The 24,481-nt window shown below is 60.5% G+C and carries 26 protein-coding genes; 8 read left to right on the top strand and 18 right to left on the bottom strand.

Features of this window, described 5'->3' with window-relative positions; translation table 11 throughout:
• Nucleotides 1-125: 125 nt before the first annotated feature.
• From PH552_RS32790 to PH552_RS32845, 12 genes are all read right to left on the bottom strand, one after another.
• On the bottom strand, nt 126-1,541 hold the full coding sequence (locus tag PH552_RS32790; protein ID WP_112342535.1) for a sensor histidine kinase: 1,416 nt from the start codon (nt 1,539-1,541) through the stop codon (nt 126-128).
• On the bottom strand, nt 1,538-2,296 hold the full coding sequence (locus PH552_RS32795; RefSeq protein ID WP_112342534.1) for a response regulator transcription factor: 759 nt from the start codon (nt 2,294-2,296) through the stop codon (nt 1,538-1,540). Before PH552_RS32795 ends, PH552_RS32790 begins: the two co-directional genes overlap by 4 nt.
• Nucleotides 2,297-2,497: 201 nt before the next feature.
• On the bottom strand, nt 2,498-4,048 hold the full coding sequence (locus tag PH552_RS32800; RefSeq protein ID WP_112342533.1) for a Do family serine endopeptidase: 1,551 nt from the start codon (nt 4,046-4,048) through the stop codon (nt 2,498-2,500).
• A 181-nt stretch (nt 4,049-4,229) separates the two neighbouring features.
• Nucleotides 4,230-4,685 carry a cytochrome c-type biogenesis protein gene (locus PH552_RS32805; RefSeq protein ID WP_112342532.1) on the bottom strand — a complete coding sequence of 152 codons (456 nt, stop codon included), beginning with the start codon at nt 4,683-4,685 and terminating at the stop codon, nt 4,230-4,232.
• 212 nt (nt 4,686-4,897) lie between these two features.
• Nucleotides 4,898-6,886 (bottom strand): heme lyase CcmF/NrfE family subunit, encoded by a 1,989-nt coding sequence (locus tag PH552_RS32810; protein WP_113251796.1) that lies wholly within the window; start codon nt 6,884-6,886, stop codon nt 4,898-4,900.
• Nucleotides 6,883-7,332: a cytochrome c maturation protein CcmE gene (gene ccmE, locus PH552_RS32815; protein ID WP_112342530.1), complete on the bottom strand. Its 450-nt coding sequence runs from the start codon at nt 7,330-7,332 to the stop codon at nt 6,883-6,885. The genes PH552_RS32810 and ccmE overlap by 4 nt, the downstream gene beginning before the upstream one ends.
• Nucleotides 7,329-8,471, bottom strand: a complete 1,143-nt coding sequence (gene ccmI / locus PH552_RS32820) for a c-type cytochrome biogenesis protein CcmI (RefSeq protein ID WP_112342529.1) — start codon at nt 8,469-8,471, stop codon at nt 7,329-7,331. Before ccmI ends, ccmE begins: the two co-directional genes overlap by 4 nt.
• A gap of 95 nt (nt 8,472-8,566) precedes the next feature.
• A complete protein-coding gene (locus tag PH552_RS32825) occupies nt 8,567-8,998 on the bottom strand; it encodes a hypothetical protein (RefSeq protein ID WP_112342528.1) in 432 nt (143 codons plus the stop codon).
• A gap of 90 nt (nt 8,999-9,088) precedes the next feature.
• On the bottom strand, nt 9,089-10,486 hold the full coding sequence (locus PH552_RS32830) for an ATP-binding protein (protein ID WP_112342527.1): 1,398 nt from the start codon (nt 10,484-10,486) through the stop codon (nt 9,089-9,091).
• Entirely contained in the window at nt 10,476-11,147 is a 672-nt protein-coding gene (locus PH552_RS32835) for a response regulator transcription factor (RefSeq protein ID WP_015339225.1), read from the bottom strand. Before PH552_RS32835 ends, PH552_RS32830 begins: the two co-directional genes overlap by 11 nt.
• 137 nt (nt 11,148-11,284) lie before the next feature.
• Nucleotides 11,285-11,539, bottom strand: a complete 255-nt coding sequence (locus PH552_RS32840; RefSeq protein WP_112342526.1) for a hypothetical protein — start codon at nt 11,537-11,539, stop codon at nt 11,285-11,287.
• 592 nt (nt 11,540-12,131) lie between these two features.
• A complete protein-coding gene (locus PH552_RS32845) occupies nt 12,132-12,440 on the bottom strand; it encodes a Dabb family protein (RefSeq protein WP_112342525.1) in 309 nt (102 codons plus the stop codon).
• A 149-nt stretch (nt 12,441-12,589) separates the two neighbouring features.
• On the opposite strand from PH552_RS32845, the gene PH552_RS32850 reads away from it, so the two are divergent.
• Nucleotides 12,590-12,919, top strand: a complete 330-nt coding sequence (locus PH552_RS32850; protein ID WP_113251793.1) for an MmcQ/YjbR family DNA-binding protein — start codon at nt 12,590-12,592, stop codon at nt 12,917-12,919.
• On the opposite strand, the gene PH552_RS32855 is transcribed toward PH552_RS32850, so the two are convergent.
• The gene (locus PH552_RS32855) at nt 12,897-13,385 is read right to left on the bottom strand and encodes a YcgN family cysteine cluster protein (protein ID WP_113251792.1); all 489 of its coding nucleotides are present in this window, start codon (nt 13,383-13,385) and stop codon (nt 12,897-12,899) included. The two genes, PH552_RS32850 and PH552_RS32855, sit on opposite strands and share 23 nt — an antisense overlap.
• 166 nt (nt 13,386-13,551) lie before the next feature.
• Here PH552_RS32855 and PH552_RS32860 point away from each other — a divergent pair, with 166 nt between their 5' ends.
• The 3 genes from PH552_RS32860 (at nt 13,552) to PH552_RS32870 (ending at nt 17,144) form a co-directional block, all read left to right on the top strand.
• On the top strand, nt 13,552-15,750 hold the full coding sequence (locus tag PH552_RS32860; protein WP_112342522.1) for a transglycosylase domain-containing protein: 2,199 nt from the start codon (nt 13,552-13,554) through the stop codon (nt 15,748-15,750).
• Between the two features lie 265 nt (nt 15,751-16,015).
• On the top strand, nt 16,016-16,603 hold the full coding sequence (locus PH552_RS32865) for a DUF1214 domain-containing protein (protein WP_112342521.1): 588 nt from the start codon (nt 16,016-16,018) through the stop codon (nt 16,601-16,603).
• A complete protein-coding gene (locus PH552_RS32870) occupies nt 16,596-17,144 on the top strand; it encodes a DUF1254 domain-containing protein (protein WP_112342520.1) in 549 nt (182 codons plus the stop codon). The genes PH552_RS32865 and PH552_RS32870 overlap by 8 nt, the downstream gene beginning before the upstream one ends.
• 141 nt (nt 17,145-17,285) lie before the next feature.
• Here the strand turns inward: PH552_RS32870 and PH552_RS32875 are convergent, their stop codons facing one another.
• Entirely contained in the window at nt 17,286-17,453 is a 168-nt protein-coding gene (locus tag PH552_RS32875; RefSeq protein WP_169644805.1) for a hypothetical protein, read from the bottom strand.
• A 520-nt stretch (nt 17,454-17,973) separates the two neighbouring features.
• Here PH552_RS32875 and PH552_RS32880 point away from each other — a divergent pair.
• Together PH552_RS32880 and PH552_RS32885 are read left to right on the top strand one after the other, a co-directional pair.
• Entirely contained in the window at nt 17,974-18,180 is a 207-nt protein-coding gene (locus tag PH552_RS32880) for a hypothetical protein (protein WP_113251791.1), read from the top strand.
• 455 nt (nt 18,181-18,635) lie between these two features.
• On the top strand, nt 18,636-19,643 hold the full coding sequence (locus PH552_RS32885; RefSeq protein WP_113251797.1) for a DUF2336 domain-containing protein: 1,008 nt from the start codon (nt 18,636-18,638) through the stop codon (nt 19,641-19,643).
• Nucleotides 19,644-19,650: 7 nt separating this feature from the next.
• Here PH552_RS32885 and PH552_RS32890 read toward each other — a convergent pair whose 3' ends face one another.
• The 3 genes from PH552_RS32890 to PH552_RS32900 form a co-directional block, all read right to left on the bottom strand.
• Entirely contained in the window at nt 19,651-20,010 is a 360-nt protein-coding gene (locus PH552_RS32890; protein WP_183762970.1) for a DUF1491 family protein, read from the bottom strand.
• 93 nt (nt 20,011-20,103) lie between these two features.
• Nucleotides 20,104-21,141, bottom strand: a complete 1,038-nt coding sequence (locus PH552_RS32895; RefSeq protein WP_113251157.1) for a peptidoglycan-binding domain-containing protein — start codon at nt 21,139-21,141, stop codon at nt 20,104-20,106.
• A complete protein-coding gene (locus PH552_RS32900; RefSeq protein WP_183762967.1) occupies nt 21,113-22,648 on the bottom strand; it encodes a sensor histidine kinase in 1,536 nt (511 codons plus the stop codon). Before PH552_RS32900 ends, PH552_RS32895 begins: the two co-directional genes overlap by 29 nt.
• 470 nt (nt 22,649-23,118) lie before the next feature.
• Between PH552_RS32900 and PH552_RS32905 the strand changes: the two genes are divergently transcribed.
• Nucleotides 23,119-23,583, top strand: coding sequence for a DUF5330 domain-containing protein (locus PH552_RS32905; RefSeq protein ID WP_113251159.1), 465 nt, complete (start codon nt 23,119-23,121; stop codon nt 23,581-23,583).
• A 130-nt stretch (nt 23,584-23,713) separates the two neighbouring features.
• On the top strand, nt 23,714-24,136 hold the full coding sequence (locus PH552_RS32910; protein ID WP_113251194.1) for a SufE family protein: 423 nt from the start codon (nt 23,714-23,716) through the stop codon (nt 24,134-24,136).
• Nucleotides 24,137-24,290: 154 nt separating this feature from the next.
• Here the strand turns inward: PH552_RS32910 and PH552_RS32915 are convergent.
• On the bottom strand, nt 24,291-24,481 hold a 191-nt coding region (locus tag PH552_RS32915; protein WP_285166448.1), incomplete at its 5' end, for a transposase.

The following is a 24,481-nucleotide window of genomic DNA, read 5'->3' on the forward strand; positions in this document are numbered from 1 at the left end:
AGCATGATGCCGAAAAGTGTCAGGGGATTTCGGACAACATCATGCTCTGCTTTTTTTATGCTAGAGCGGATCCAGATTTTAGGTCGTTTCGACCTAAAATCGCCCGGCTCCACTGCAGGATTAACCTATTGTTTCTGCATGGGGAAGATCATGGTGACCGTTAATCCCTTGGCATCGGGATTGTCAGGATCGGTATCGGAAAGCTCCAGCCGGCCGCCATGCAGCTCCATGACCGCCTCGACCAGAGCGAGGCCAAGACCGGTTCCCGGCTTGGAACGGCTTTCGTCCAGGCGGAAGAAACGCTTGACCACATCAGCGCGCTGATGGACGGGAATACCAGGCCCATGGTCTGCGACGGCGAGCGTCACCGCATCGGGCGTGCGTGCCAGCCTGAAGGTTATCGCCTGCTTGCCGTTGCAGCCCGAAGCGTATTTGAGGGCATTGTCGATGAGGTTGAAAAGCGCCTGGCCGATCAGCTCGCGATTGCCCTGCACCTCGACATCGGGCTCGATATCCGCCGTCAGCGCCAGGCCAGCCTCTTCGGCAACCGGCTCATAGAGTTCGGCCGTATCGGCGACGATGGAGGAAAGATCGACATCGGTCATTTCAGCGGCCACCGATCCCGCCTCGACGCGGGAAATCATCAGGAGTGCATTGAAGGTGCGGATCAGCTGATCGGACTCGCCGATGATGCCCTCAAGAGCGACGCGACGACCCTCGCTATCGGCATTGTCGAGCGCATCGGCGGCCTTGTTGCGCAGGCGCGTGAGCGGGGTCTTGAGATCATGCGCGATATTGTCGGAGACCTGTCGCAACCCTTCGTTCAGTTTCTCGATGCGCTCGAGCATCGCATTCAGCGATTCCGACATGCGGTCGAACTCATCGCCGGAGCCGCCGACCGGCAGGCGCTGGGAAAGGTCGCCAGCCATGATCTTGCGGCTGGCGTCCGTCATCCGGTCGATGCGCTTCAGCGCGTTGCGGCCGATACCGAACCAGATGACCAGCGCACCGAGACCCATGATCGCAAGTGCCAGCATCAGCGCCTGGCGCACCAGCACACGGAAGCGCTCCGGCTCGCCGAGATCGCGGCCGATCAGGATGCGCAAGCCATTGTCGAGGATGAAGATATTGGCGATCGCAAGATGGCGCCGCTCCGGATCGTTGGAAGCATCCGTATAGCGCTCGTAGACGAAAGGCAGCTCCGTCCAGCCGGCCTGGCCGAGCACGCCGGGCTGCACGGAAGCGACGTTGCCAGCCAGGATATCGCCCGAAGGACCGGCAATGACATAGAGATTAGCTCCCGGCTGGCGCGCGCGGCGCTCCATGGTGCGCAGAAGCAGGTTCAGACCGCCGATGTCGTAGGCACGCTTGACCTGATTGACTTCCTGCTGGACTGCATCGCGGATCTGCCCCGTCAACAGCCGCTCGGACATGGCCGTGACATAGAAGACCAGCGTCGCGGCACAGAGAGAAAAAAGCAGGATGTAGAGGGCGGAAAGGCGGACTGCGGTGGACTTGAAGAGGACGCGGAAGCGACTCATCCCTCGTCCTTGATCATGTATCCGGCGCCACGGATCGTCTTCAGCAGCGGCTGACTGAAATCCTTCTCGATCTTGGAGCGCAGGCGCGAAACATGGACGTCGATGACGTTCGTCTGCGGATCGAAATGATAATCCCAGACATTCTCGAGCAGCATGGTGCGGGTGACGACCTGGCCGGCATTCTTCATCAGATATTCCAACAGGCGGAATTCGCGCGGCTGCAGCAGGATTTCCTTGCCGCCGCGGCGCACCTCATGCGAAAGCCGGTCCAGTTCCAGATCGCCGACGCGATAAAGGACATCCTGCTCCGGCGTTCCCTTGCGGCGGCCAAGCACTTCGACGCGCGCCAGAAGTTCGCTGAAGGCGTAGGGCTTCGGCAGATAATCGTCACCGCCCGCGCGCAGGCCCGTGACGCGATCGTCGACTTGGCCGAGCGCGGAAAGGATCAGAACCGGCGTATGCACACCCTTGCGGCGCAGCTCGCTGATAACGGACAATCCGTCGCGGCGCGGCAGCATGCGGTCAATGATGGCGACATCGTAAGTGTTCTCGGTGGCCATGAAGAGACCACTCTCCCCATCGCTTGCGTGATCGGCAATGATGCCGGCCTCGCGAAACGCCTTGGTGAGATAGGCCGCCGCCTCGAGATCGTCTTCGATGATGAGAATCTTCATGTGGGCGACATTACCCGCCGAGGGTGTCTCGGCACAACCAGAATCGGAAGAATTCATGGCGTGTTGGCCAGTGGTTGTCATCTTGCACCTACCTTGGAACCAGCCTTATTGAACGTCCTGGAGCGGTTCAGTTTTTCACGGAATCTCGCAACCGCCCTATCGCTTTGTTTTCGCGCCATTCCAGGAAAACCGCTCAGCACTTTTCCTGGAATGGCTCTAAAGAAGAAGCCGCGCGAGCCGTGGCCTGCGCGGCTTCCTGAATGCATTCACACGCTGAAGGGATCAGCCGGCGTTGATCGGCAGAGCAACGAAGCGGCTGCCGTCACCAGACTGGATCTGGAACAGGGCGCGTGTGCGACCGTCCTTCTTTGCCTGTTCGATGACCTTGACGATGTCGCCGGCGCTCGAGACCTGCTGGTTGTTGACCGAGGTGATCTTCTCGCCTTCCTTCACGCCCTTGTCGGCGGCATCGGAATCGGGATCGACGCCGGTGATCGCGACGCCCTTGCCATCATCGGACGGGCCGACGGTGAGGCCGAGATCCGCGAGCGCTTTTTCAGAGGACGGCTGCTGCGGCTGGCTCGGCTGCGAGTCATCGCTGGAGGCCTGGTTCTGATCGGCCGGCAGCGTGCCGAGCTCGACCGTGACCGACTGCGACTTGCCAGCGCGCCAGATCGAAACGTCGACCTTGGAGCCCGGCTGCATCGCACCGATACGGCGAGCGAGATCGCGCGGATCCTTGACCGGCTCGCCATTGACGGCGGTGACGACGTCGCCATTCTTGATGCCGGCCTTCTGGCCCGGCGAACCATCCTGCGGGGAGACCACGAGGGCACCGCTCGCTTCGGAAAGGCCGAGGGATTCGGCGATATCCTTGGTGACGGGCTGGATCTGTACGCCGAGCCAGCCGCGCGAAACCGTGCCGGTCTTGATCAAGTCGGCGACGACATCCTTGGCGGTCGTCGCCGGAATTGCGAAGGCGATGCCGACACTGCCGCCCGACTGCGAGAAGATGGCGGTGTTGATGCCGACCACCTGGCCGTTGAGGTTGAAGGTCGGGCCACCGGAGTTGCCCTTGTTCACCGGTGCATCGATCTGGATGTAATCGTCATAGGGACCGGAATGAATGTCGCGGCCGCGCGCCGATACGATACCCGCGGTGACGGTGCCGCCGAGGCCGAACGGATTGCCGACGGCAACGACCCAATCACCGACGCGGACCTTGGCGTCGTCCGCCCAGCCGACATAGGTGAACTTCTTGCCCTTGGGATCGACCTTCAGGACCGCGAGATCGGTGCGGCTATCCTTGCCGACGAGCTTGGCGTCAAGCTCGGTGCCGTCATTGAGAACGACGACGAAGGCGGCGCCATCGGAAACGACGTGGTTGTTGGTGACGATATAGCCATCTTCCGAGACGAAGAAGCCCGATCCTTGAGCGACCGGACGCAGATGGCCCTTGTCATCGGAATTCTTCTGCTGGTTCTGACCACGCTGGCCGCGGCCCTGCTGCTGCTCGAACTGGCGGAAGAACTTCTTCAGCGGGTGATCATCCGGAAGGTCATCGAAGCCACGGCCGAGACCGAAGGAGTCGTCTTCATCCGCGGCCGCATTGACGCGGGATTCGACGCGAACCGAGACGACGGCCGGCGACACGGCATCGACCACATTGGCGAAGCTCGGAACCTGCGGCGCCTGAACATTGACGGCATCGGCATAGGAACGGCTGACTTCGGCCGGAACACCCGTGGCCAGAGCAGCAACAGCGAGGCCGGCGACGACCGAGGCCTTCATAGCGGTGCTGCGGGACAGGCTGTCCTTGATATTCCTGAACATATGCAAGTTACCTTTTCTTTTCTCGTCGGATTTGCGCCGGCGAAACCGGCTTTGGTTCGTAGTGATAAGTATAGGGCGCGACACCTTACGGCGAACTGTCCGCCCCATGAAAAATTCGTAATGTAAAGAAGTGGTGGCAATGAGGTGAAGGAATCACGGGAGGTGAAGAATGACGGCGACGTCACTTTTCCAGGATCTCGTTCAATTGCGCCTCTTCCTCGTCGCTCAGAGGCTTGCCGGTGGGCTTGCCGGCGCGACGGCGCGCATAGACGACCAAGGCCAATCCGCCGACAATGAAGAGCAGGATCGGCGCGCCCCAGAGTATATAGGTCTTTTCGCTCAAGCGCGGCTTGAGCAGCACGAACTCGCCGTAGCGGGAAACGATGTAGTCGAGCACCTGCCGATCCGTATCGCCGCCGGCAAGGCGCTTGCGCACCAGCAGGCGCAGGTCGCGGGCAAGATCGGCATTGGAATCATCGATGGACTGGTTCTGGCAGACCATGCAGCGCAGTTCGGCCGAAATCGTGCGCGCCCGCGCCTCCAGAGCCGGATCGGACAGAACCTCATCGGGATTGACGGCGAAGGCGGGGGCTGCGGCAAAGAGCAATGCCAGCAGCATAAGCAGGCGGGCGAACACCGCTACCTTCTTCCCCGCCCCGCTATTCTTGACGCGGAATACCCCCTCATCCGCCCTTCGGGCACCTTCTCCCCGAGGGGAGAAGGAAAAACCGCCGCAGTCTTGGTTGACCAGCCTTTGTTCGATACCGGCATCACAGCGACAATCTCCCCTTCTCCCCTCGGGGAGAAGGGGCCCCGCAGGGGCGGATGAGGGGGTGACAATCAAACCTGTCATTCGGCCGGCTCCATGACAGGGCGAACCGGTTTCGCCTTGCGGCTCGGTGCACCGACGCGCAGGCGGCGGTCGCTGAGCGACACGAAGCCGCCGATCGCCATGACGAGCGCGCCCAACCAGATGCAGAGAATGAAGGGTTTCCACCAGATACGCACGACCATGCCGCCATCCTTGCTGGCATCGCCGACCGATACATAAAGCTGGCTGAGCCCAATGGTCAGAATGCCGGACTCCGTGGTGGCCGCACGGCTTGCAGTAAAGACGCGCTTGGCGGAGGACATTTCCGCAAAGGCAACCCCGCCACGGCTGACGGTGAAGCGGGCACGATCCTCGGTAAAATTGGGACCGACACCGGGCTGCACGCCTTCGAAGCGAAGGCTGTAGCCGCCGAGCTCGGCGGTCTCGCCCGGTTTCATGCTGGTGATGTTTTCGCCCTCGAAGGTCGTCACCGCAATGATGCCAAGCACGGAGACACCGAGTCCCGCATGAGCCAGCGCGGTGCCGAAAGCCGAACGCGGCAGCCCGCTGAAGCGCCGCCAGGCCACATTCGCAGCCACCTTGCCGACGCCGGCGCGATACCAGAGATCGGCCAAGGCGCCGAAGATCAGGAAAAAGCCGGCGGCAAGGCCGAGGACGGCTAGGACCGGGCCGCCATGCCTGATGTAAAACAGAACCAGTCCGGCGATGAAGGCCAATCCTGCCACGACATAGAGCCGCTGCAATGCGCCGAGCAGGTCGCCGCGCTTCCAGGCCAGCAAGGGGCCGAACGGCACGGCAATGAGGATCGGCGTCATCAGCAATCCGAATGTCATATTGAAGAAGGGCGGACCGACAGAGATCTTGTCGCCAGTCAGCGTTTCGAGCGCCAGCGGATAGAGCGTGCCCGTCAGCACCGTACCGCAGGCGACCGTCAGGACGAGGTTGTTCAGCACCAGTGCGCCCTCGCGCGAGATCGGGGCGAACAATCCGCCGGCGGCAAGTTTCGGCGCCCGGAAAGCGAAGAGCGACAAGGCCCCGCCGATGAAGATCAGCAGAATGCAGAGAATGAAAATGCCGCGCGTCGGATCGCTGGCGAAGGAATGGACCGAGGTCAGCACGCCGGACCGCACGAGGAAGGTGCCGAGGAGCGACAGCGAGAAGGTGAGGATCGCCAGCAGCACGGTCCAGATCTTCAGGGCGTCGCGCTTTTCCATGACCAGCGCCGAATGCAGCAGCGCCGTGCCGGCAAGCCAGGGCATGAAAGAGGCGTTTTCCACCGGATCCCAGAACCACCAACCGCCCCAGCCGAGCTCGTAATAGGCCCAATAGGAGCCCATGGCGATGCCGAGCGTCAGGAAGCTCCAGGCAGCGAGCGTCCAGGGGCGGACCCAGCGCGCCCAGGCGGCGTCGATGCGGCCTTCCAGCAATGCCGCGACGGCGAAAGAGAAGCAGACGGAAAAGCCGACGTAGCCGAGATAGAGCAAGGGTGGATGGATCGCCAGACCGATATCCTGCAGCACTGGATTGAGATCCTTTCCCTCCGCCGGTGCCGGATTGAGCCGAATGAAGGGATTGGAGGTGAGCAGGATGAACACCAGAAAGGCCGAGGAGATCCACGATTGCACGGCGAGCACATTGGCGCGCAGCACATCGGGCAGATTGCGCCCGAACAGGGCAACGAACGCGCTGAACAGCGCCAGGATCAGCAGCCAGAGCATCATCGATCCCTCGTGATTGCCCCAGACGCCGGAGATCTTGAAGATCAGCGGCATCAGCGAATGGGAGTTGGCCCAGACATTGAGCACCGAGAAATCGGAGGCGACATAGGCGTAGGTCAGTACGCCGAAGGAAAAAGCGACCAGCAGGAACATGAGGATCGCGCCGACCGGGGCGATATCCATCATCGACACGTCGCCGCGCTTGGCGCCGATCACAGGAAGGATGGAGACGATGAGCGCCGTCGCAAGCGCCAGCACGAGAGCATAATGTCCGAGCTCGATGATCATCGGGTGGCCTCCTCGCCCTTCCAGACGCCATCGGCCTTCAGCTTATCGGCGACCTGCTTCGGCATATAGCGCTCATCATGCTTGGCGAGCACGCTATCGGCGACGAAAACGTCGCTGCCCGGCTCGAACTTGCCTTCGGTGACGACGCCCTGCCCTTCGCGGAAGAGATCCGGCAGAATGCCGTCATACTTGACCTTGATCGTGTCGGTGCCGTCGGTGACCGAGAACTGCACTTGCGTACCTTGACCGCGCACGATCGATCCCTCGCCGACAAGCCCGCCGAGGCGGATCAGCGTCCCGGCATTGACCGGTGTCTTGGCGAGATCCGTCGGCATATAGAAATAGGCGACCGACTGGCTGAAGGCGAACAGCACGAGCAGCACGGCGGCGGCGATGAAGCCCATGCCGCCGGCAATCACAGCAAGACGTTTCTGCTTGCGGGTCATTGCTGCGTCTCCTCCGTCGGCAATCCCAATTCCTTCGCCAGCGCCAGAAGCTGCTGGCCTTCCCCTCCATCGGCCGGAAAGGCCGCGAGACCGCGCTTCAATGCATCCGCCGCGCGCTCGCGATCATTCAGCACCGCATAGGAGCGGATGAGCCGCATCCAGCCCTCGAAATTCTTCGGATCCTCCTTGAGCTTCGCATCGAGACTATCGACCATGCCGCGGATCATCTGCTGACGATCGCCGCTGCTGAGCGCGTTCGCCGCGGCGACGTCCTCCGCCGTCGGATTGCCGGGTGCATTGCCGTTGGCGGATGCCATCGCCTGGCCGCCATTCTTGATGATATGCTCATTGACCGCGGCAAGCCAGGGTGCGTCGGGCGGCGATTGTTTCGCCAATGCCTCAAAGGCGGTCTTCGCATCGGCCGCCTTGCCTTCCTGCTCCAGCGCCAGCGCCAGATAGAACAGCGTGCGCGGATTGGCGGCATCGAGCGCCAGCGATTGCTGCAGCACGCCGCGCGCCTCCGCCGTCACAATGCCATTGGCCTTGACGACCAGCACCTCGCCCAGATCGCCGAGGCGAGATGCACTAGGCCCCTCCAGGCGAATGAGGTTGCGATAGGCAAGCTCGGCATCGCCGATGCGATTGGTCTTGAAATAGATCGGCGCCAGGACCTCCCAGCCCTTGGCGTCATCCGGGTTCTTGGCCAGATGCTGCTCGATCTTGACGATCGAGATGGCGAGATCGTTTCCGGGCTTCTCGAGCCGTGCTTCCAGCGGCTGCGCCGGCAGGCCGGGATCGCCATTGACGAGATAGAGACAGAGACCTACAGCCGGAAGAAGGACGATGATGAAGGCCTGGGCAAGGCGATAGCTGCCACGGGCAGGCGATTTCGCTATCGTCTTCTCATCCTTGGCAACAGCGATGAGACGCCGTCCGATTTCGGCGCGGGCATAGCCGGCCTCCTGCGCGGAGATGAGGCCGCCGGCAAGGTCCCGGTCCAGTTCGCTGAGCTGATCGCGATAGACTTCGGCCTCTCCGGAACGACGGTCCTCCGCCTCCTTCGCACCACGCAGAAGGGGATAGAGGAGCACAGCGCCGACAACCGCCGTAAGAACGGCCACGAGAATCCAGAACAGCATAGACGCCCAATACTTTAACGGGGCGCTTATTCCAACCGGGAAAGGCCATCTGACGAAGATTTGAGGCGTTTGGCCGCGCCTTTCAGTGCAGACGCCTATTCGAGCGGCGTCCAGGTGCCGTCGTCATTGCGGCAGGCCGCGCCCCTTGCCATCGTGGGTTTGCCGTCGACGGTAACGGTATGGGTGTATTGCCGACAATTCTGCGAACCGACCTGGTAAGGTGCTGCAGGGACGACCTCGCCGCTGGCATCCCTGCCCTTCCAAGCCACGGGTTGGCCGAGAGGTGAGGTCTCAAGCGCCCGGTATTCCGCTTCCAGCGCACGCTGCTTGTCGTTGTCGCTGAGCTTGACGCCGGTGCGCTCGACAATGCCACCATCAAGGGCATTGATGAAGGTTGCCGAGGCTGGCGGCTTCGCAGACGAGAACAGGCTCTTGCCGCCCCCCAAGCCGCTCGTCGTCGAGCAACCAGAAAGCGCAAGCGCGGCGAAAAGAGAGGGAGCGACCAGAGAAAAGGTACGAAGCTTCATACAACCGAACCAGTATCAAAAAGCAAAACCATAGGTACTGCGCTGCGGCATCATCATGACCCACAACGTCTTTTGGCATCATGCCGTGCCTCACGCAACATCCTTCGTCAGGCCCGGCAAAATTAGGCTGGCGCGAAGCCCTCCCCAGGCGCCTCGAGACAATTCGAGCCGGCCTTGATATTCGTTGGTGATCTCGCTGACAATCGACAGGCCGAGACCGGTGCCCGGCTTGCTTTCATCGAGCCGGCGGCCGCGCTTCATCGCCTCGCGAATCTGATCCGGCTCAAGCCCTGGCCCATCGTCTTCAACCACGAGTTCCACCCAATGACGGCGCACGGGATCGATGCCCTTGATCTCCGGAGGCGCTTCGCTTGCCGAAAGGCGCACCTTGCGTTCGGCAAAGCGGGCGGCATTTTCCAGGAGATTGCCGACCGTCTCCTCCAGATCCTGCTGCTCCATGGCGAGCGCCAGATTGGGCGAGACGGAGAGTTCGAACTCCTTGTCTGCATTCAGCCGCCGCATGACGCGGACAAGCCGCTCCAGCGCAGGCTCGGCCTCGGTGCGAGCCAGCACGGATTCACGCTGCGCGGCGATGCGGGCGCGATTGAGGTAGGATTGCACCTGCCCCTGCATGACTTCGGCCTGGTTCTTCACCAGATCGCCATGCGAGCGCTCGAGCACACGGGATTCGTTGAGCAGCACCGCGATCGGCGTTTTCAACGAGTGCGCGAGATTGCCAACCTGCATGCGAGCGCGCTCGACGATACGCCTATTGCTTTCGATCAGCGCATTGACCTCGTTGGCAAGCGGCAGGATTTCGCGCGGGAAATCTCCTTGCAGGCGTTCGCTCTCACCGGCGCGGATGCGCTCCAGTGCAGCGCGGGCCTTATCGAGCGGTTTCAGGCCATAGAGAATGGCGAGCGCATTGACGATCAGACTGCCGACACCGAAGCCGACCAGTGAGAAATAAAGGCTATGGGAGAAATTACGGACATCGTCCTCCACGACGGCAATATTACCGGTGACGCGGAAGCGCGCAGCGCGACCGTCTGTGTCGAGTACGACTTCGGTTTCCGCCACTTGCACGCGGTTTCCGAAGGCGTCGGTGACGATGTAAGAGCGCTGGTATTGCTTGTCGAAGGGTGCTTCTAACACCGACAGCACCGGCAGGCTTGACGCGCCGAGCGACGGCGAAACCAGCGGTGTCGCGGTGTAGGTGCCGAGCGGCTCGACCATCCAGTACCAGCCGGTCTTCGGCTGGGCGAAACGCAGGTCGCCAAGCTTCGGGTCACCCAACAGCGCGCCTTGGTCGCCGATCGTCACCGAGTTGATGACACTGGAGAGCTGCGCACGTAGCAGATCCTGAAAGCCGCGTTCGGCACTCTTGCGGTAGATATTCGAGATGACGAGGCCGATCACCACTAGCGCCACAGCGGACCAGAGTGTGGTCAGCAGCAGGACACGAGCCGTAAGCGACTTAATTCGCATTGGTTGGAGCTTGGATTCGGTAACCAAGGCCGCGGACCGTTTCGATCAGATCGACACCCATTTTCTTGCGCAGGCGACCGACGAAGACCTCGATCGTATTGGAATCGCGGTCGAAATCCTGGTCGTACATATGTTCGACAAGCTCGGTACGCGAGACCACCTCACCCTTGTGATGCATGAGATAGGCAAGCAGACGATATTCATGGGAGGTGAGCTTGAGCGGCTTGCCGTCGACGGTCGCCTTCGAGCTCTTGGTATCGAGCCGAACCGGGCCGCAGACGATTTCCGAGGAGGCATGGCCGGCGGCACGGCGGATGAGCGCGCGGATGCGTGCCAGCACTTCCTCGACGTGGAAGGGCTTCGCCACATAGTCGTCCGCGCCGGCATCGATGCCCGCCACCTTGTCGCTCCACCGGTCGCGGGCGGTCAGCAGCAGCACCGGCACCGTGCGCCCGGCACCGCGCCATTTCTCGAGTACTGTGATGCCATCCATTTCCGGCAGGCCGATATCGAGGATGATCGCGTCATAGGGTTCCGTATCGCCGAGAAAATGGCCTTCCTCACCATCAAAGGCCGTATCGACAACGTAGCCTGCCTCCTTCAAAGCCTCGGCAAGCTGGCGATTCAAATTGATATCGTCTTCGACTATGAGAATGCGCATGTCTGGATCCAATTTCCCCGGTTCGAAAAACAGTACTGTAAATCGTGCTGCAGTGGAATCACGGAAACAATAAGATTTTGTGTGGAATTCAAGGCTTTAGATTGTCGATTGCACGTCGGCGCCTTACCCGCCCCGCGTCACATCGGCACTTTCATCGTCACCTTGCGCGGGCGCTGCCCGTTGCCCTGCACGAGAACGGTTACGATGCAGCTGTCGCCGGACGGTTGTGCGGATAGAAGCTGTCCTCCGGTCTTTTCGACGACCTCGGCGGCAGCCTCGCTACAGTCGCTGTTGGCGCGAGCCACCAGGGTCGACGTCGGCGCTGGCGCCGGCAGAACAGCCGAGCCGGCCATGACGAGGGCCGCCGCTGCTATGCTTGAAAATGAGGCCATGCTTCGGACTTCCCACAGGGATATTGACTTGGGGATTATTTACCCAAACACGTCTGAATGGCAAATGAATGGGCTGTAATTTTCGGCCTGTTGAGCAAGCGAGGCACGCAACCTGCATCTTAACCATTTGAAATGATTGGATGCAAATTGGCGATCTTGCCACGACGGCAACCGATTGGCGTTCCATCGCCCCGCATCGATACAATCTATCAGCGATATGCCCGCGATGGCACATATTGGACGTCGAAGCATCCTTCTTCGAGCTGCAAGCTCAGCCATTTTTAATCATTCTTGCTTATCATCTGCCCGTGGGTGCGACATGAGCAAGCACGCCACCATAGGCCGATGCGAACCGGCCTCCAGGCGCTTTGCCGAGGTGAGGCGCCGGGATTTCCATGAGTCCTTTGAATCGCTTGAGGCGATTTCTTCTGAAACTGAGTCCGCAACTTCAAAGGTTGATTGAAGAACCTCGCGAAAAGAGTCCGGTCACCGACAATTGGATTCCACTCGTATACTCAATCCCTTGAAATATCTGGCCATTGAAATATCTGACCATTGAAATGCCCGGCGGGAACCGGCCACAAGGTTACGTTCAAAACGGCTCGCGAACGGCCGTCACGGTCTCGTAATCCGCAGCGATCCGCATCTCGCGCAGCGGACGAACGCGCTCGATGGACCGCTGATAGTTTGGATGTGCCTTGTAGGCGGCAAGCGCCGCCTCATCATCGAATTCGCCATAGACGACAAGGTCGACTTCGGTTCCGAGCTGATCAGTCTTCACATTCGTGCCGATTTCCAAGAGCCGCGCATGCGGGATGGCTGTCAGGATCGAGAGGCCGGAGCGGACCTCTTCGAGATTGGCACGATCGGGAACGGTGAAGAAGACGATATGGCGGATCACGCGGCGGCTCCTTGTGCGTATGCGAGGGCATGGCGCGATACCATGCGTCCAGGCGCAATTCAATAAACCGGCTGCCTCGCCTTCCGGGACCGTTTCGTCGCCGGCCTGCCATTTACCGGACGGCGGCGAGGCGTGCTATCATCGCGGCCATGACCGACGAGGATCTTATATCCCTTGCCCTTGGTCTGCCGGAGGCAGCAGAGAGCTCACACTTCGGGACTCGCGACTTTCGTGTTCGGGGCAAGATCTTCATGACCCTTCCAAGTCCGGATTTCTGTGTCGTCAAGCTGACACCCGACCAACAGCAAATGGCATTGGCAACCATGCCGGACGACGTCATGGCCGTGCCGGGCGGCTGGGGTCTGAAGGGCTTTACCCGGCTGTTTCATCACGACGCCGATCAAGCAACGATCGAGGCGCTGATGCATCGCGCATGGCGGAACGTGGCGCCGAAATCTATGGCTTTGCCGGAAGATTAGGTTCCATATCGTCTTCGACCGTCAGCGGCCAGTCGACGACGTAATCCTCGAAATCGTCGAGATCGACATCGTTCTCGCTCACCGTACGTCCACGGGCGGAAACGCCGGCGATATGCACGGTTTCCGGATCGCCGGAGACCAACGGATGCCACCAGTAAAGATCGCGGCCGTCATTGACGAGGCGGTAGGCGCAGGTGGGCGGAAGCCACTCCAGCTCCGGAACCTTCTCCGGCGTCAGCTGCACACAGTCGGGGACGAAATCCCACCGGTTCGGATAGCTCGTGCAGCGACAGCTCTCGCCATCCATCAGCTTGCAGCGGATCGAGGTGAAATAGACATCACCCGTATCCCACTCCTCGAGTTTGTTGAGACAGCAGAGGCCGCAGCCATCGCACAGGCTTTCCCATTCCGACGGGCTCATTTCCGTCAGGGTCTTGGTTTTCCAGAAGGGCAATTCGTCTGTCATCATCGTCTTCCTCGCCACCCGTCAGGAAGAATTCGGGCTGCGGCATGCATGTCTCTTGTTCTTTTCTCTAAATCAACCAATTATTCAAATAGCCGTTCTATGAGATAATGAGCTTTGTGTGTGCCGCAAGGAAGCACGCAGCAGTAGTGTGGTCGGGAAGTAGAGCGTGGAAGACCCATCCAATCCAGAAAATGGGCCGAAGGCGGAGCCTGAGACCCAGAAGGACAGCCGGGCCGAAAAGCCGCAGCGGCGGAAACGCTATTTCTTTCTGCGCCTCGATTCATGGATCGACTCCACTTTATGGAATGCCGGTTTCGGGCTTGCGGAAGCCTGGGAGGAGATCACGATCTTCTTCCGCCGCTTCCGCGTACGTGGCTGGAAACGCATCGTTTTCGAGCTGCTCGGCGAAGGTTTGACGCTGGGTGCGGCGGGCTCGGTCGTCATGCTGATGCTCGCCATGCCGGCCTTCGAGGCGACGCAGGGCGACTGGCGCAATCGCGGCAATTTCGCCGTCACCTTCCTCGACCGCTATGGCAATGTCATCGGTCACCGCGGCATCATTCACGAGAACTCCGTGCCGGTCGACCAGCTGCCGGATTATTTCGTCAAGGCGGTGCTCGCAACCGAGGACCGCCGCTTCTTCGACCATTTCGGCATCGACGCGATCGGCCTGTTCCGCGCGGTGACCGTGAACGCACAGGCCGGCGGCGTCGTCCAGGGCGGCTCGACGCTGACGCAGCAGCTTGCCAAGAACATCTTCCTCAGCAACGAGCGCTCCATCGACCGCAAGATCAAGGAAGCCTTCCTGGCGATCTGGCTCGAGGCCAATCTCTCCAAGAAGGAAATCCTGAGCCTCTATCTCGACCGCACCTACATGGGCGGCGGCACCTTCGGCGCGGCGGCGGCCGCGCAATTCTATTTCGGCAAGAGCATCACCGACGTCAATCTGGCGGAAGCCGCGATGCTTGCTGGCCTCTTCAAGGCGCCGGCGAAATATGCGCCACACGTCAATCTGCCGGCGGCGCGCGCCCGCGCCAACGATGTGCTTTCCAACCTCGTGCAAAGCGGGCTGATGACCGAGGGGCAAGTGATCGCCGCACGCCGCAATCCGGCCTCCGTTGTCGACCGCGCCCAGATCGAATCCCCGGACTATTTCCTCGACTGGGCCTTCGACGAAGTGCAGCGGCTCGCGACGCGCTTCCCCGAGCGCTCGCTGATCGTTCGAACCACCATCGATATGGGATTGCAGAAAGCGGCGGAGGATTCCATCCAATCCAGCCTGATGGAATTCGGCGAACGTTACCACGCCAAGCAGGGCGCCAGCGTCATGATCGAAAATGGCGGCGCCGTTCGCGCCATGGTCGGTGGCAGCGATTACGGCGAAAGCCAGTTCAATCGCGCGACCAAGGCACTGCGCCAGCCGGGCTCCTCCTTCAAGATCTACACTTACTCCGTCGCTATGGAGAACGGCATGACGCCGACATCCACCATCGTCGACGCGCCGATCAGCTGGGGCAACTGGAGCCCGCATAACTACGAGAACCGCTATGAAGGCAAGGTGACGCTGACGCAGGCGCTTACGCAGTCGATCAATACGATCCCGGTGCGGCTGGCGAAAGAGAAGTTCGGCATTCAGCCCATTCGCAACATGGCCAAGGCCATGGGCGTTGAAACGCCGATCCGCAACGACAAGACCATTCCGATCGGCACCTCGGAGGTGACCGTTCTCGACCAGGCGACGGCCTATGCCGTCTTCCCGGCCAACGGCATGCAGTCGCGGCGTCATGGCATCGACCAGATCACCGCCTACGATGGCAAGGTGCTCTACGATTTCAGCCACGACGAGCAACCGGCCAGACGGGTCCTCAGCGAAAAAGCCACGTCCTACATGAACCAGATGCTGACACAGGTTCCGGTCATCGGCACCGGCCGCAGGGCAGCGCTCGACAACGGCATCGTGGTCGGCGGCAAGACCGGCACCACGCAGGCCTATCGCGATGCCTGGTTCATCGGCTTTACCGGCAACTACACCTGTGCCGTCTGGTTCGGCAACGACGATTACACGTCGACGAACAACATGACGGGCGGCACGCTGCCGGCTATGACCTTCAAGAAGATCATGGACTACGCGCATCAGGGCATCGTGCTGAAACCCATTCCCGGCATCAGCAACCCGTTCCCGGTGCAGAAGCCGCAAACCGTCGCGGCCAAGAAGCCGGCCGATGCCTCCACCACTCCCAGCCTGCCTCCCCTCATCCGGCCGCGCTCGCTCTCGGTGGATTCCACGAATATCCTGCGCGATATCGGCGAAAGGCTGAAGGCTGCGAACCGGCTCGGCGTGCAGAAGGTAGCGACGGCGGAATAAAGATCATCCGAGGAGAGATGATAGCGGAGGCTGCATAAGCGCCCCCCGCATGTTTTCCAATGAAAATATAAGGGAATGCGGTGATCGCAATACGGCCGGCCGACTGGCGAATGGTCCGACGGCAGTCGGTGTTTCGGCCGAAGGCTGCTTTGTTCGCTCAACTGCGGCATTCTGTATGATTGTAGCCTGAAAGCGGCTCGCCCTTCCCCCTACCGACAGAATCAGGAATAAATCGATACTGATTTGTCACGAGGACGATCCCAGAGTGTTCCGAGTTCCCCTTCTTGTTGCGCTTTCGCTTGTCATCGCCTTCGGCGGCGGGATCATGTTCACGCTCCTGGCGCTGGATGCGACCTCCGGCTTCGGCGCGATCAAGCTCGGTGCCTGGCAGGCCTTTCCGGAAATGCAGACAGCCGATGCGGACCCTTATGCGAAATCCCACAGGGCTCGTGCCGGACGCTTGCTCTATGGCACTGCGGAAGGGCTCGTGTTTACCGCGTCCGATGATGATACCGGCGCGCGGCTGACGGCATCCTGCAGCTACCGTATCAGTGGTCAGACACCGCCGGCGAGGCTATGGACACTGTTCATCGCCGGCAATGACGGGCGGCCGATCGAAGGTGCTACCGGACGACCTTCGACCATCAATTCCTGGATCGTCCTGCGCAATGCGGATTCAAGCTTCAGCATCACGGTTTCACCCAATGCCCAGGCGGGCAACTGGCTTGCCCTGCCCCCCGCCGGCAATTTCCGTCTCGTGTGGACGCTGCTGGATTCACCGGCAGCCGGCAATTCCGGCCTGATCGATCTTGGCATGCCGAAACTCGAAAAAATCGGGTGTGGCAATGTTTAGATTCGTTTTCGCGATCCTGACCGGCCTGTTCGGCGCGGCACTGCTCCACATTGTCATCATTCTCTCCTTGCCGCATTTTTCCGACCGCGATGCCTATACCCGCGTCTCGGACGAGGGGGACGAGAACCATTTCTACATGCTCGACGACAAGGATGACGAGGCGGGGCTTTCCAACACCGATCCCTATATCCGGACCGCCGTCTGCGCATTCGACATCGAGGACACCCCTGTCCACTTGACGGCGAAAGGCAAAGTGCCGTTCTGGTCGCTCGCCATCTATGATGCCGCATCGAATGAAGTGTTCAGCATGAGTGACCGCACATCCGTCGGTGGCGCACTCGATTTGTTGCTGGCGTCCCCCGTCCAGCTCACGGGCATACGCAAGGCGTTGCCGCCAGCGCTTGCCCAATCGATCCTGGTGGAAGTGCCGCGTGTCCAAGGCTACGCGGTGCTGCATACGATGGCACCGCAAGGCAGCTTTGATAACGCCGCCCGCGAATTCCTATCGGAAGCGGGTTGCGACGAATTTGATAATGGCTGAGATGGCTGAGCGCCGAGATAATCAGGCTTCGGGCGACAAAAGGTTCTGCGCGATCTTACGCGCCGGCGCGCCGCGACGGGGAGACCGCTGAACCATAGCGGCAACCGGGAGATGCGCGAAAGGACGCACCCCACCCGGGCATCACTTGCCTTTTGCCCGCTTCGGCCCGGCTCCCGGTCGATGGGTGGGCGTATCCAAATGTTCGTAGCGCACGCCGGTAAACAAAAGAATCTTTGCTTCCACCGGTTCCTTCTGGGCGCGCGGCGTCATGCGCAATCGCCAATCCGAAAGAGATATAATCTTTGCCATTCTCGTCTCCATTTACGTCTCGAGACGGATGAACTTGCGACTTGATTTCACCCTGCCCGCCGCTGAAGCGGGCCAACGCTTCCTCCATTTCAGCCTGGTTCTCTGGGCTGCAACAGAGACATTCGCGCCTTCTCACGGCATTTCCCGACACCGTGGCATGGCCTGCCGCTTGCGACCTCCATGCTCTCCCTACACTCAATCAACTCTGCCGATCGCTGCTTCCAGCCGGAATTCAGACATATCGCAGTTAACAGAATGCTAATCGTCGTCGCTCGCCATCCTTGGCATGAGTCGTCATGCCCTAATAACGCTGCGACAGCGGCTTTGGTTTCATCGGCCGGCGAAAAACCGCCGACGCCGACTTTGCTCGGAAATCAAGCGATATCATGTTCTTAAGTAAACGGAGGATGTTGCCGGCAAATGGAAATTCAGCCAATCCGTTGCAGAAAAACGTCACGCAAATATTATTTGCGCTCACGAAAAATTAACGTATTGTAATGTCGAAATTCGAGGGCGATCAATGACTGTGGCGGGCAGTTCCGTCTTTTCTCCAGAGGACGTCACCGTCCTGCGCGGTGCGCTTGGCGTGTGGTGCCTGGAAAAGCGGATCGATATAAAAAGTGCCGAAGCCGAGTTCGCGGCCACAGCGGCGATCGGTCTTTTTCAATCGGGCTACAACACTTCTGAAAAACTGCTCGCCGCCATGCGTGAGCACAAAGGCCTCTGACCTATCCTTATTCCTGTCACGACACCAGTCGAAGCACAGACTGCGTTTCGCAGACATGGCGGCATGCCTCTGGCAACTCTTTTCAATCAATACCTGCATAGGTTGATTATCGATGCTGGCGCGCGCCTGGCGAAAGGTTATCCACACGGAGGCTTGGTCGGTTAAATCCCGTGGACATGGCCGATCTCAGGCGGTCGCTTCCGCGCAAGCTTAACGCGTAATTTTTATTCGGATTTTAATAAAGTTTTCACGAACCATTAACCTTGGCGGCCTTAGTCTTTTGCGGAAAGCCAGATAAGGACGACCGTGTCCATACCCGTTTCGACAATCGCCGCCGGAGACGCCTTCTTCATCGAAAGGGCCATCCGGCACGATCGGAAAGAAGCGCCGCGGCATCCATGGTCGACCATCCGGCTCCCTGCTTTTTTGTTCCGAGTATCAGTATGGGTGTTGGCGTGCGTGACCGGTTTCGAGACCTTGAAGAGCCTGCGACAGTCCGTAAGAAGGACGTGGTTCTGATGGCGACGATTACCAACTTCGAAAGCATGGGACATCCATCCAAATCGGAATTGCGCCAATTCGCCGAGCTTTTCACACCCGTCTTCCAGGCGTCTTCGGAGGAAGCGAAGCGACAGGCGGTCGCCGCCCTCTCCCAATGCCAGACAGTGCCTCAGGCGGTTGCGCTGTTCATCGGTTGCCAGCCGATCTCCATCGCCGCCCCCTTCCTCATGAGTTCGCAGGCGATCGATGACGATACGCTGATCACCATCGCCCGCACCCAGGGCGCAGCCCATGCGCGGGCCATCGTCCGCCGGTCGTCCCTCTCCCCCAAGGTCATCGACGCTCTGGTCGGATTGCATCAGGCGGAACCGGAGCGCGGCAGGACGGTGGCGGAGCAGCAAGCGGAAGCCGTTTCGACGCAGGCAGACGCAATGGAAAACGAGCGGCTCGCGCGCGAAGAGACATTGCGCCAGCAGATCAAGCAGGTCGCCCGCCACATGGGCCGCGACGACGAGGATCGTCTCGGACTGCGCAGCCTCAGCGAAACACAGGAAGCCCTGCTCGTGCGTTTCGCCCGCGAACGCGACGCCCGGCAATTTGCGACAACGCTCGCTGACGCACTCTCCTCCAGCCACTGGCTCGCGGAGCGCATTTTGCTCGACACATCGGGCCAGCAGCTTGCCGTCACGCTCGTCAGCCTCGGCATGGGCATCGCGGATGCCGTCTATTCACTCGAGCGCTTCTATCCGCATCTGGCGGAGCGGCACGGTAGCGTCAGCCGTGCTTGGCTGGTGCTCGAAGATATCGATGCGGAAGAGAGCCAGGCCCGCGTCGAGGCATGGCGCCGTGCCGACCGCTACACCTACCTGCCGCAGCAAAAGCCGGCGGAGCGGCCTGCACAGCCATTGTTTGGCGCGAAGTCAGGATCCATCCGTGAATTGCGGGTGGTAAACCGTCGGTAAAGACGGCTCAATCCAACGGATTGGCGCGCAAACCGGCTAAAGGGACGATATCGCCGATATCGTCCGTCTCCAGCTCGACGACCCACAAATCCGAATCGAACTTCAGCTCGCGATCGAGGGTTTCGCGAATATCCTGCGGCTCCTTCCGCTCGATGCGAATTTCGAAGAGCCGTGTCCCGCTCTCTTCCTCGTCGAACAGGCTTTGCGGAGCGGGCGCATAAAGGGTTTCCGTGCCATCGCGGAAACGCTGCCGAATGAAGATAGCACCCGCATGCTCCTCGCCCTTTCGCTCGACGGCGGCAAAATCGCCACGGGCGAACAGGCGGCGGACAAGAGCGGAAACAAAGATGTCGCTGCGCAATCTCATAAGCGAGCTATAGCCGCGAGCGGCGACCAAGGCAATTCAAGCCAGCCCGGAGTGCATTTATACGCGGAATTGCGGGTATGCTTCCGGTAGGCCTCAGAGCGCGCCGATATCCTGAAGTTTCTTCAGCACCGCCATATTCGGCTCGCCGGTCTCCGGCAGGCGGTAGTGCTTCTCGAAGCGGCGGATGGCGGCTTTCGTCTGCTCCCCGGCAACGCCGTCGATGCTGACATTGCTGTAGGCAATGTTGCTCAGGCCCTTCTGGATTTGCATGACCAGATTGACCTTGTTGACTGTGTCGCTCGGGGCGGCTTTTACCGCGACGGCGCCGGTCTTCAGATTCTTCTCCGCATTCTGAATGGCAGCGGCAACGGGATCGATCGCGCCTGCGGTGGCGGACACGTTGACAGGGCGTTCGACAGGTACGGCAGCAGTTGTTCCTGCCCTGCCGTTGACCGATGTCGTATCGGGGCCATTGCCGGCTTTCAGAGCCGCCAGAAGCTCCGGCGTTGGGACGCCGGTCTGCGCCAGGCCCGAGGCCTCCTGGAAGAAGAGAATGGCTGATGTCGTGCGCGATCCGGGCTTTCCGTCGGCGACGCCATCATAAAGCCCGCGACGGATAAGTTCCGCCTGCACATCGGCGACCAGCTTCGATGGAGCGGCAGATGACTGCGCTGCGGGCGGGCTCGCTGCCTGCCCACCTGAGGAGGATGTAGCGGGATTGGAAGCCGAATCCTGCCGCTCTATCCGAAATGTCGTGACGTTGCCGGCATCGGCCTGCTGTGCATGCAGAAACGATCTGCGGCCGGGAATCTGATAGGGCGAGCCGGGGTCGCGGGTACGCAGCATGGGCGATGGGTGCGTACCGCTCTGGTACCAGAGTGCGTTCGCGGTTACGAAGCCGAAAATCCCGAAGAAGAGCGCGACGCCGCCGGCGACGACGGGATGACGACCGACCGCGCCGCCGATCAGACCGGTGAGCGCTCCTACGCCGCGAAGGCCGAGACCACCCAGCGCAGTACTGCCGCGCAGGCTCAGGCTGCCCAGGGCAACCGCTCCACGAGAAGCGAGACCGGGCTGCCTGCGCCTGCCCTTTCCTCTTCCCTTAGGCGATTTTCGCTTTTGCGGGGCCATTCATCCCTTCCTTGTTTCGCCCTTCGTTCGTCTCCGTTGTATGTTTCAGACGTGGCGGAAAATCGACGGGGCGATTGACATCCACAGGCTGTTGCACCGCCACGACCCCCGAGCCGTCAAACGGGATCAGAATGGTGATCACCGTGCCTTCACCTGGTGCGCTGGCGATGGAAAAACTTCCGCCGTGCAGGCCGACGAGGCCCTTGACCAGCGACAGGCCGAGACCGGTGCCGGCATATCGGCGCGTATAGTCGTTCTGGATCTGCACGAAGGGCTGACCGAGGGAGGCCAACCGGTCGCTTGCGATGCCAATCCCCGTATCGCCGATCGACAGTTTCAGCATGCCATCGGTCAAAGCCGCATCGATGGTGATCGCGCCGCCGGCGTCGGTGAACTTGATGGCATTGCCGACAAGATTGATGAGGATCTGCTGGATGGCGCGCTGATCGGCAACGATCTCGCCGAGGCCACGCTGGATGCGGCTCGTCAAGGTCAGACCCTTCTCCTTCGCCTGCAGGCCCAGCATCGCTTCGCATGTCGCGATGGATTCCTCGATCGAGAAGGATTCGAGCAGCAATTCGTAGCGCCCCGCCTCGATCTTGCTCATGTCGAGCATGGTATTGACCACCGACAGCAGATGCGCGCCCGACTGGCGGATCAGGCCGACATATTCACGCTGGCGGTTGTTTTCGAGCTTGCCGAAATATTCTCCGCTGAGGATATCGGAGAAGCCCAGGATCGCATTGAGCGGCGTGCGCAGTTCATGGCTGACGGCGGCAAGGAACCGCGATTTCGCATCATTGGCCGATTCCGCCTCGGCCGTCTTGCGCGCCGCATCCTCGCGAAGCTGCTGATCCTGGGAGATGTCGCGCAGCTGGCTGACGATCGCCGTCAGATGTCCTTCGCCATCGCGGCGTGCCGTCAGCTCCATGCGGACATGGACGAACTGCGCATCGCCGCCGACGACTGCGGAACGCTCCAGGCGCAGATCGACGCTGTGAGAATCCCTGCCCTGACGCAGCACATCGATCGCCTGCAGGAAGATGATGCGGTCCGAGACGTGGATTTGCTCGACGAAGCCGCGGCCCGTCGGATCACGCATCCAGCTCAGGAATTCGACCCGATCACGACCGCCGATGGTCGTCACATTTCCTTGCGGATCAAGCAGCAATACCAAGCCGAAGGCAGCTTCCAGCATCAGGTCGCGGTGCTCGACGACGACGGCGTCCGCGGGAAGGGACGACGGCCGCTGACGCGACAGCGCAATACTGCCGACGGCCGAAAACAGGAAAGCGGCGCAGACCGTGGCGACACCGGCGGGCAGAGCCACGGCCGGGCTGGTGACGAAGGAGAGGCCCACGGGAACAGCAAAGAGGGCAATGGAGGAGACGAGCGCAAGCCGGCGAAGGATCGCCAGCTCCTGTCCATGGACTTCGCCATTCCCGCTCGTCCGGGAAAGCCAGCTTCCGCCCACCCGGTCCACGAAGGCTCCAGCCCCAACAGCCATGTCACTCAATACACGCACACTACAACCCGTCAAAACGGTCACTTATTGGACTGCACAATAGGCCTCGCGGGCTTAAGGAAAGAATAAAGAAGGAACACACCGGATGGCCCAAAAGGCTCCAAAATCCCGTTTTGGCGCAGAATGCGAGACCTTTGTTTTTTGTGGTTAACAGCGGGTAAGCAACGGATTTTATTCGTATTTCCGGCGCGCGTTAACTTTTGCATCAAGGGCTCAAGCCGCAAAGCCCTGCATATCAACGGCATCGGGCGAGACATGCTTAACATCAATCGCTACAATTTGAACCAAATGCTGGTCAAAGCCGGAAAGCTAAAATTTGAATCAAATTAGCGAAAAATGCCGCCGAGTTTTGAAAAGCGCTGTTGTCCTCTGCCGGATAGGCTTCGAAGCAGATCGGGCAGGCAAGCCCGAATCGGCCTCCGGGCCGAACGACAGAGAGGATGGGCAAGGCAATGTGGTTTCTGATTAGAGCAGGGTTCTGGTTTTCGCTGGTTCTCATGTTTCTGCCGATCTTCGCAAAGCCCCAGGGCGATCCGCGGCCGGCAGGCGAAGCGACGGTGCAGGTTTCCGACGCGATTTCAGCTGCATCGGGCGTCGTTCAATATGTCGGCGCCATGTGCACCGAGAAGCCGGATGTCTGCGTAAAGGGTGGTGAAACGCTGACCGCCCTCGGATATCAGGTTGGCGACGGCGCCCGCGTCGCCTACGACATGCTCGGCCGCCACTTCAAGGATCAGCCCGCAAATGCAGCCGCTGATGCCGCATCCACTCACACAAGCGCCGATCAGGTCGCCGCCATGGCCCAGCCGATGCCGGCCAAGCGCGTGACCGGCACTGAAACGGCCGATGTCGTCGTTACCGGCACGGTCCGGCTGCCATCCTCGGTTCCGCTGCCGATGCCGCGCCCGCACATCTGACGCTTCTCCATTGGCCCAACCTGAACGCCGTGACCTGCCCATGGTCAGCGGCGTTCTTTTTTTGCCACGGGTTCAAATCGCCTGTCACTTCGCCTATATCCAAGGCACACGGACAATCTGGATCATTGCAATGGCATCGCTTGAAAAGATCATCGACGACTTTTCCTTCCTGGACGACTGGGAGGATCGCTATCGCTACGTGATCGAACTCGGCAAGGCACTGCCTGATCTGCCGGAAGAGAAGCGAACGCTGGAAAACAAGGTGCAGGGCTGCGCGAGCCAAGTCTGGCTCGTCACGCATGCATCCGGCGATCCCGAGAACCCGATCCTGACGTTCGAAGGCGATTCCGACGCTCATATCGTGCGGGGGCTGGTGGCGATCGTGATGGCGACCTATTCGGACAAGCCCGCCTCTGAAATCGCGGCGCTCGATGCACTCGACGTCTTCGGCAAAATCGGTCTTGTGGAACATCTCTCGTCGCAGCGCGCCAATGGGCTGCGGTCGATGATCAAGCGCATCCGCGAGGAAGCCCGCGTCAGAGCCGCGGCATAGGCTTGGATTTACAGGATCCATAAACAAAAACCCGGCTCGAGAGCCGGGTCAGACTGCTGACAAACCCCGTCAAATTTTGGCGGGGTTTTGTATTTCTGGTGTGTTTGTTTCCTGGGTTGCGGCATTGAAGGGAGATCGGTCCTGCTCCTGTGATTCATGCGAGGCTCGGTTTGGGTGTCTTTGTGAGCGCCATCGCGATCTTCTTGATGTTCTGGGCTGCGGCGGCCATCAGGCACTGGCATCGGACTTTGATGAGACTTCGGAAGCGGGCGTAGCGATGGCCGTGCAGCTGCTTGGCATCGGCAAAGGAACGCTCGACCGTCTCCTTGCGTCTTTTGTAGATCG

This window comes from Rhizobium aureum (assembly GCF_030182495.1).
Classification (GTDB): domain Bacteria; phylum Pseudomonadota; class Alphaproteobacteria; order Rhizobiales; family Rhizobiaceae; genus Rhizobium; species Rhizobium tropici_C.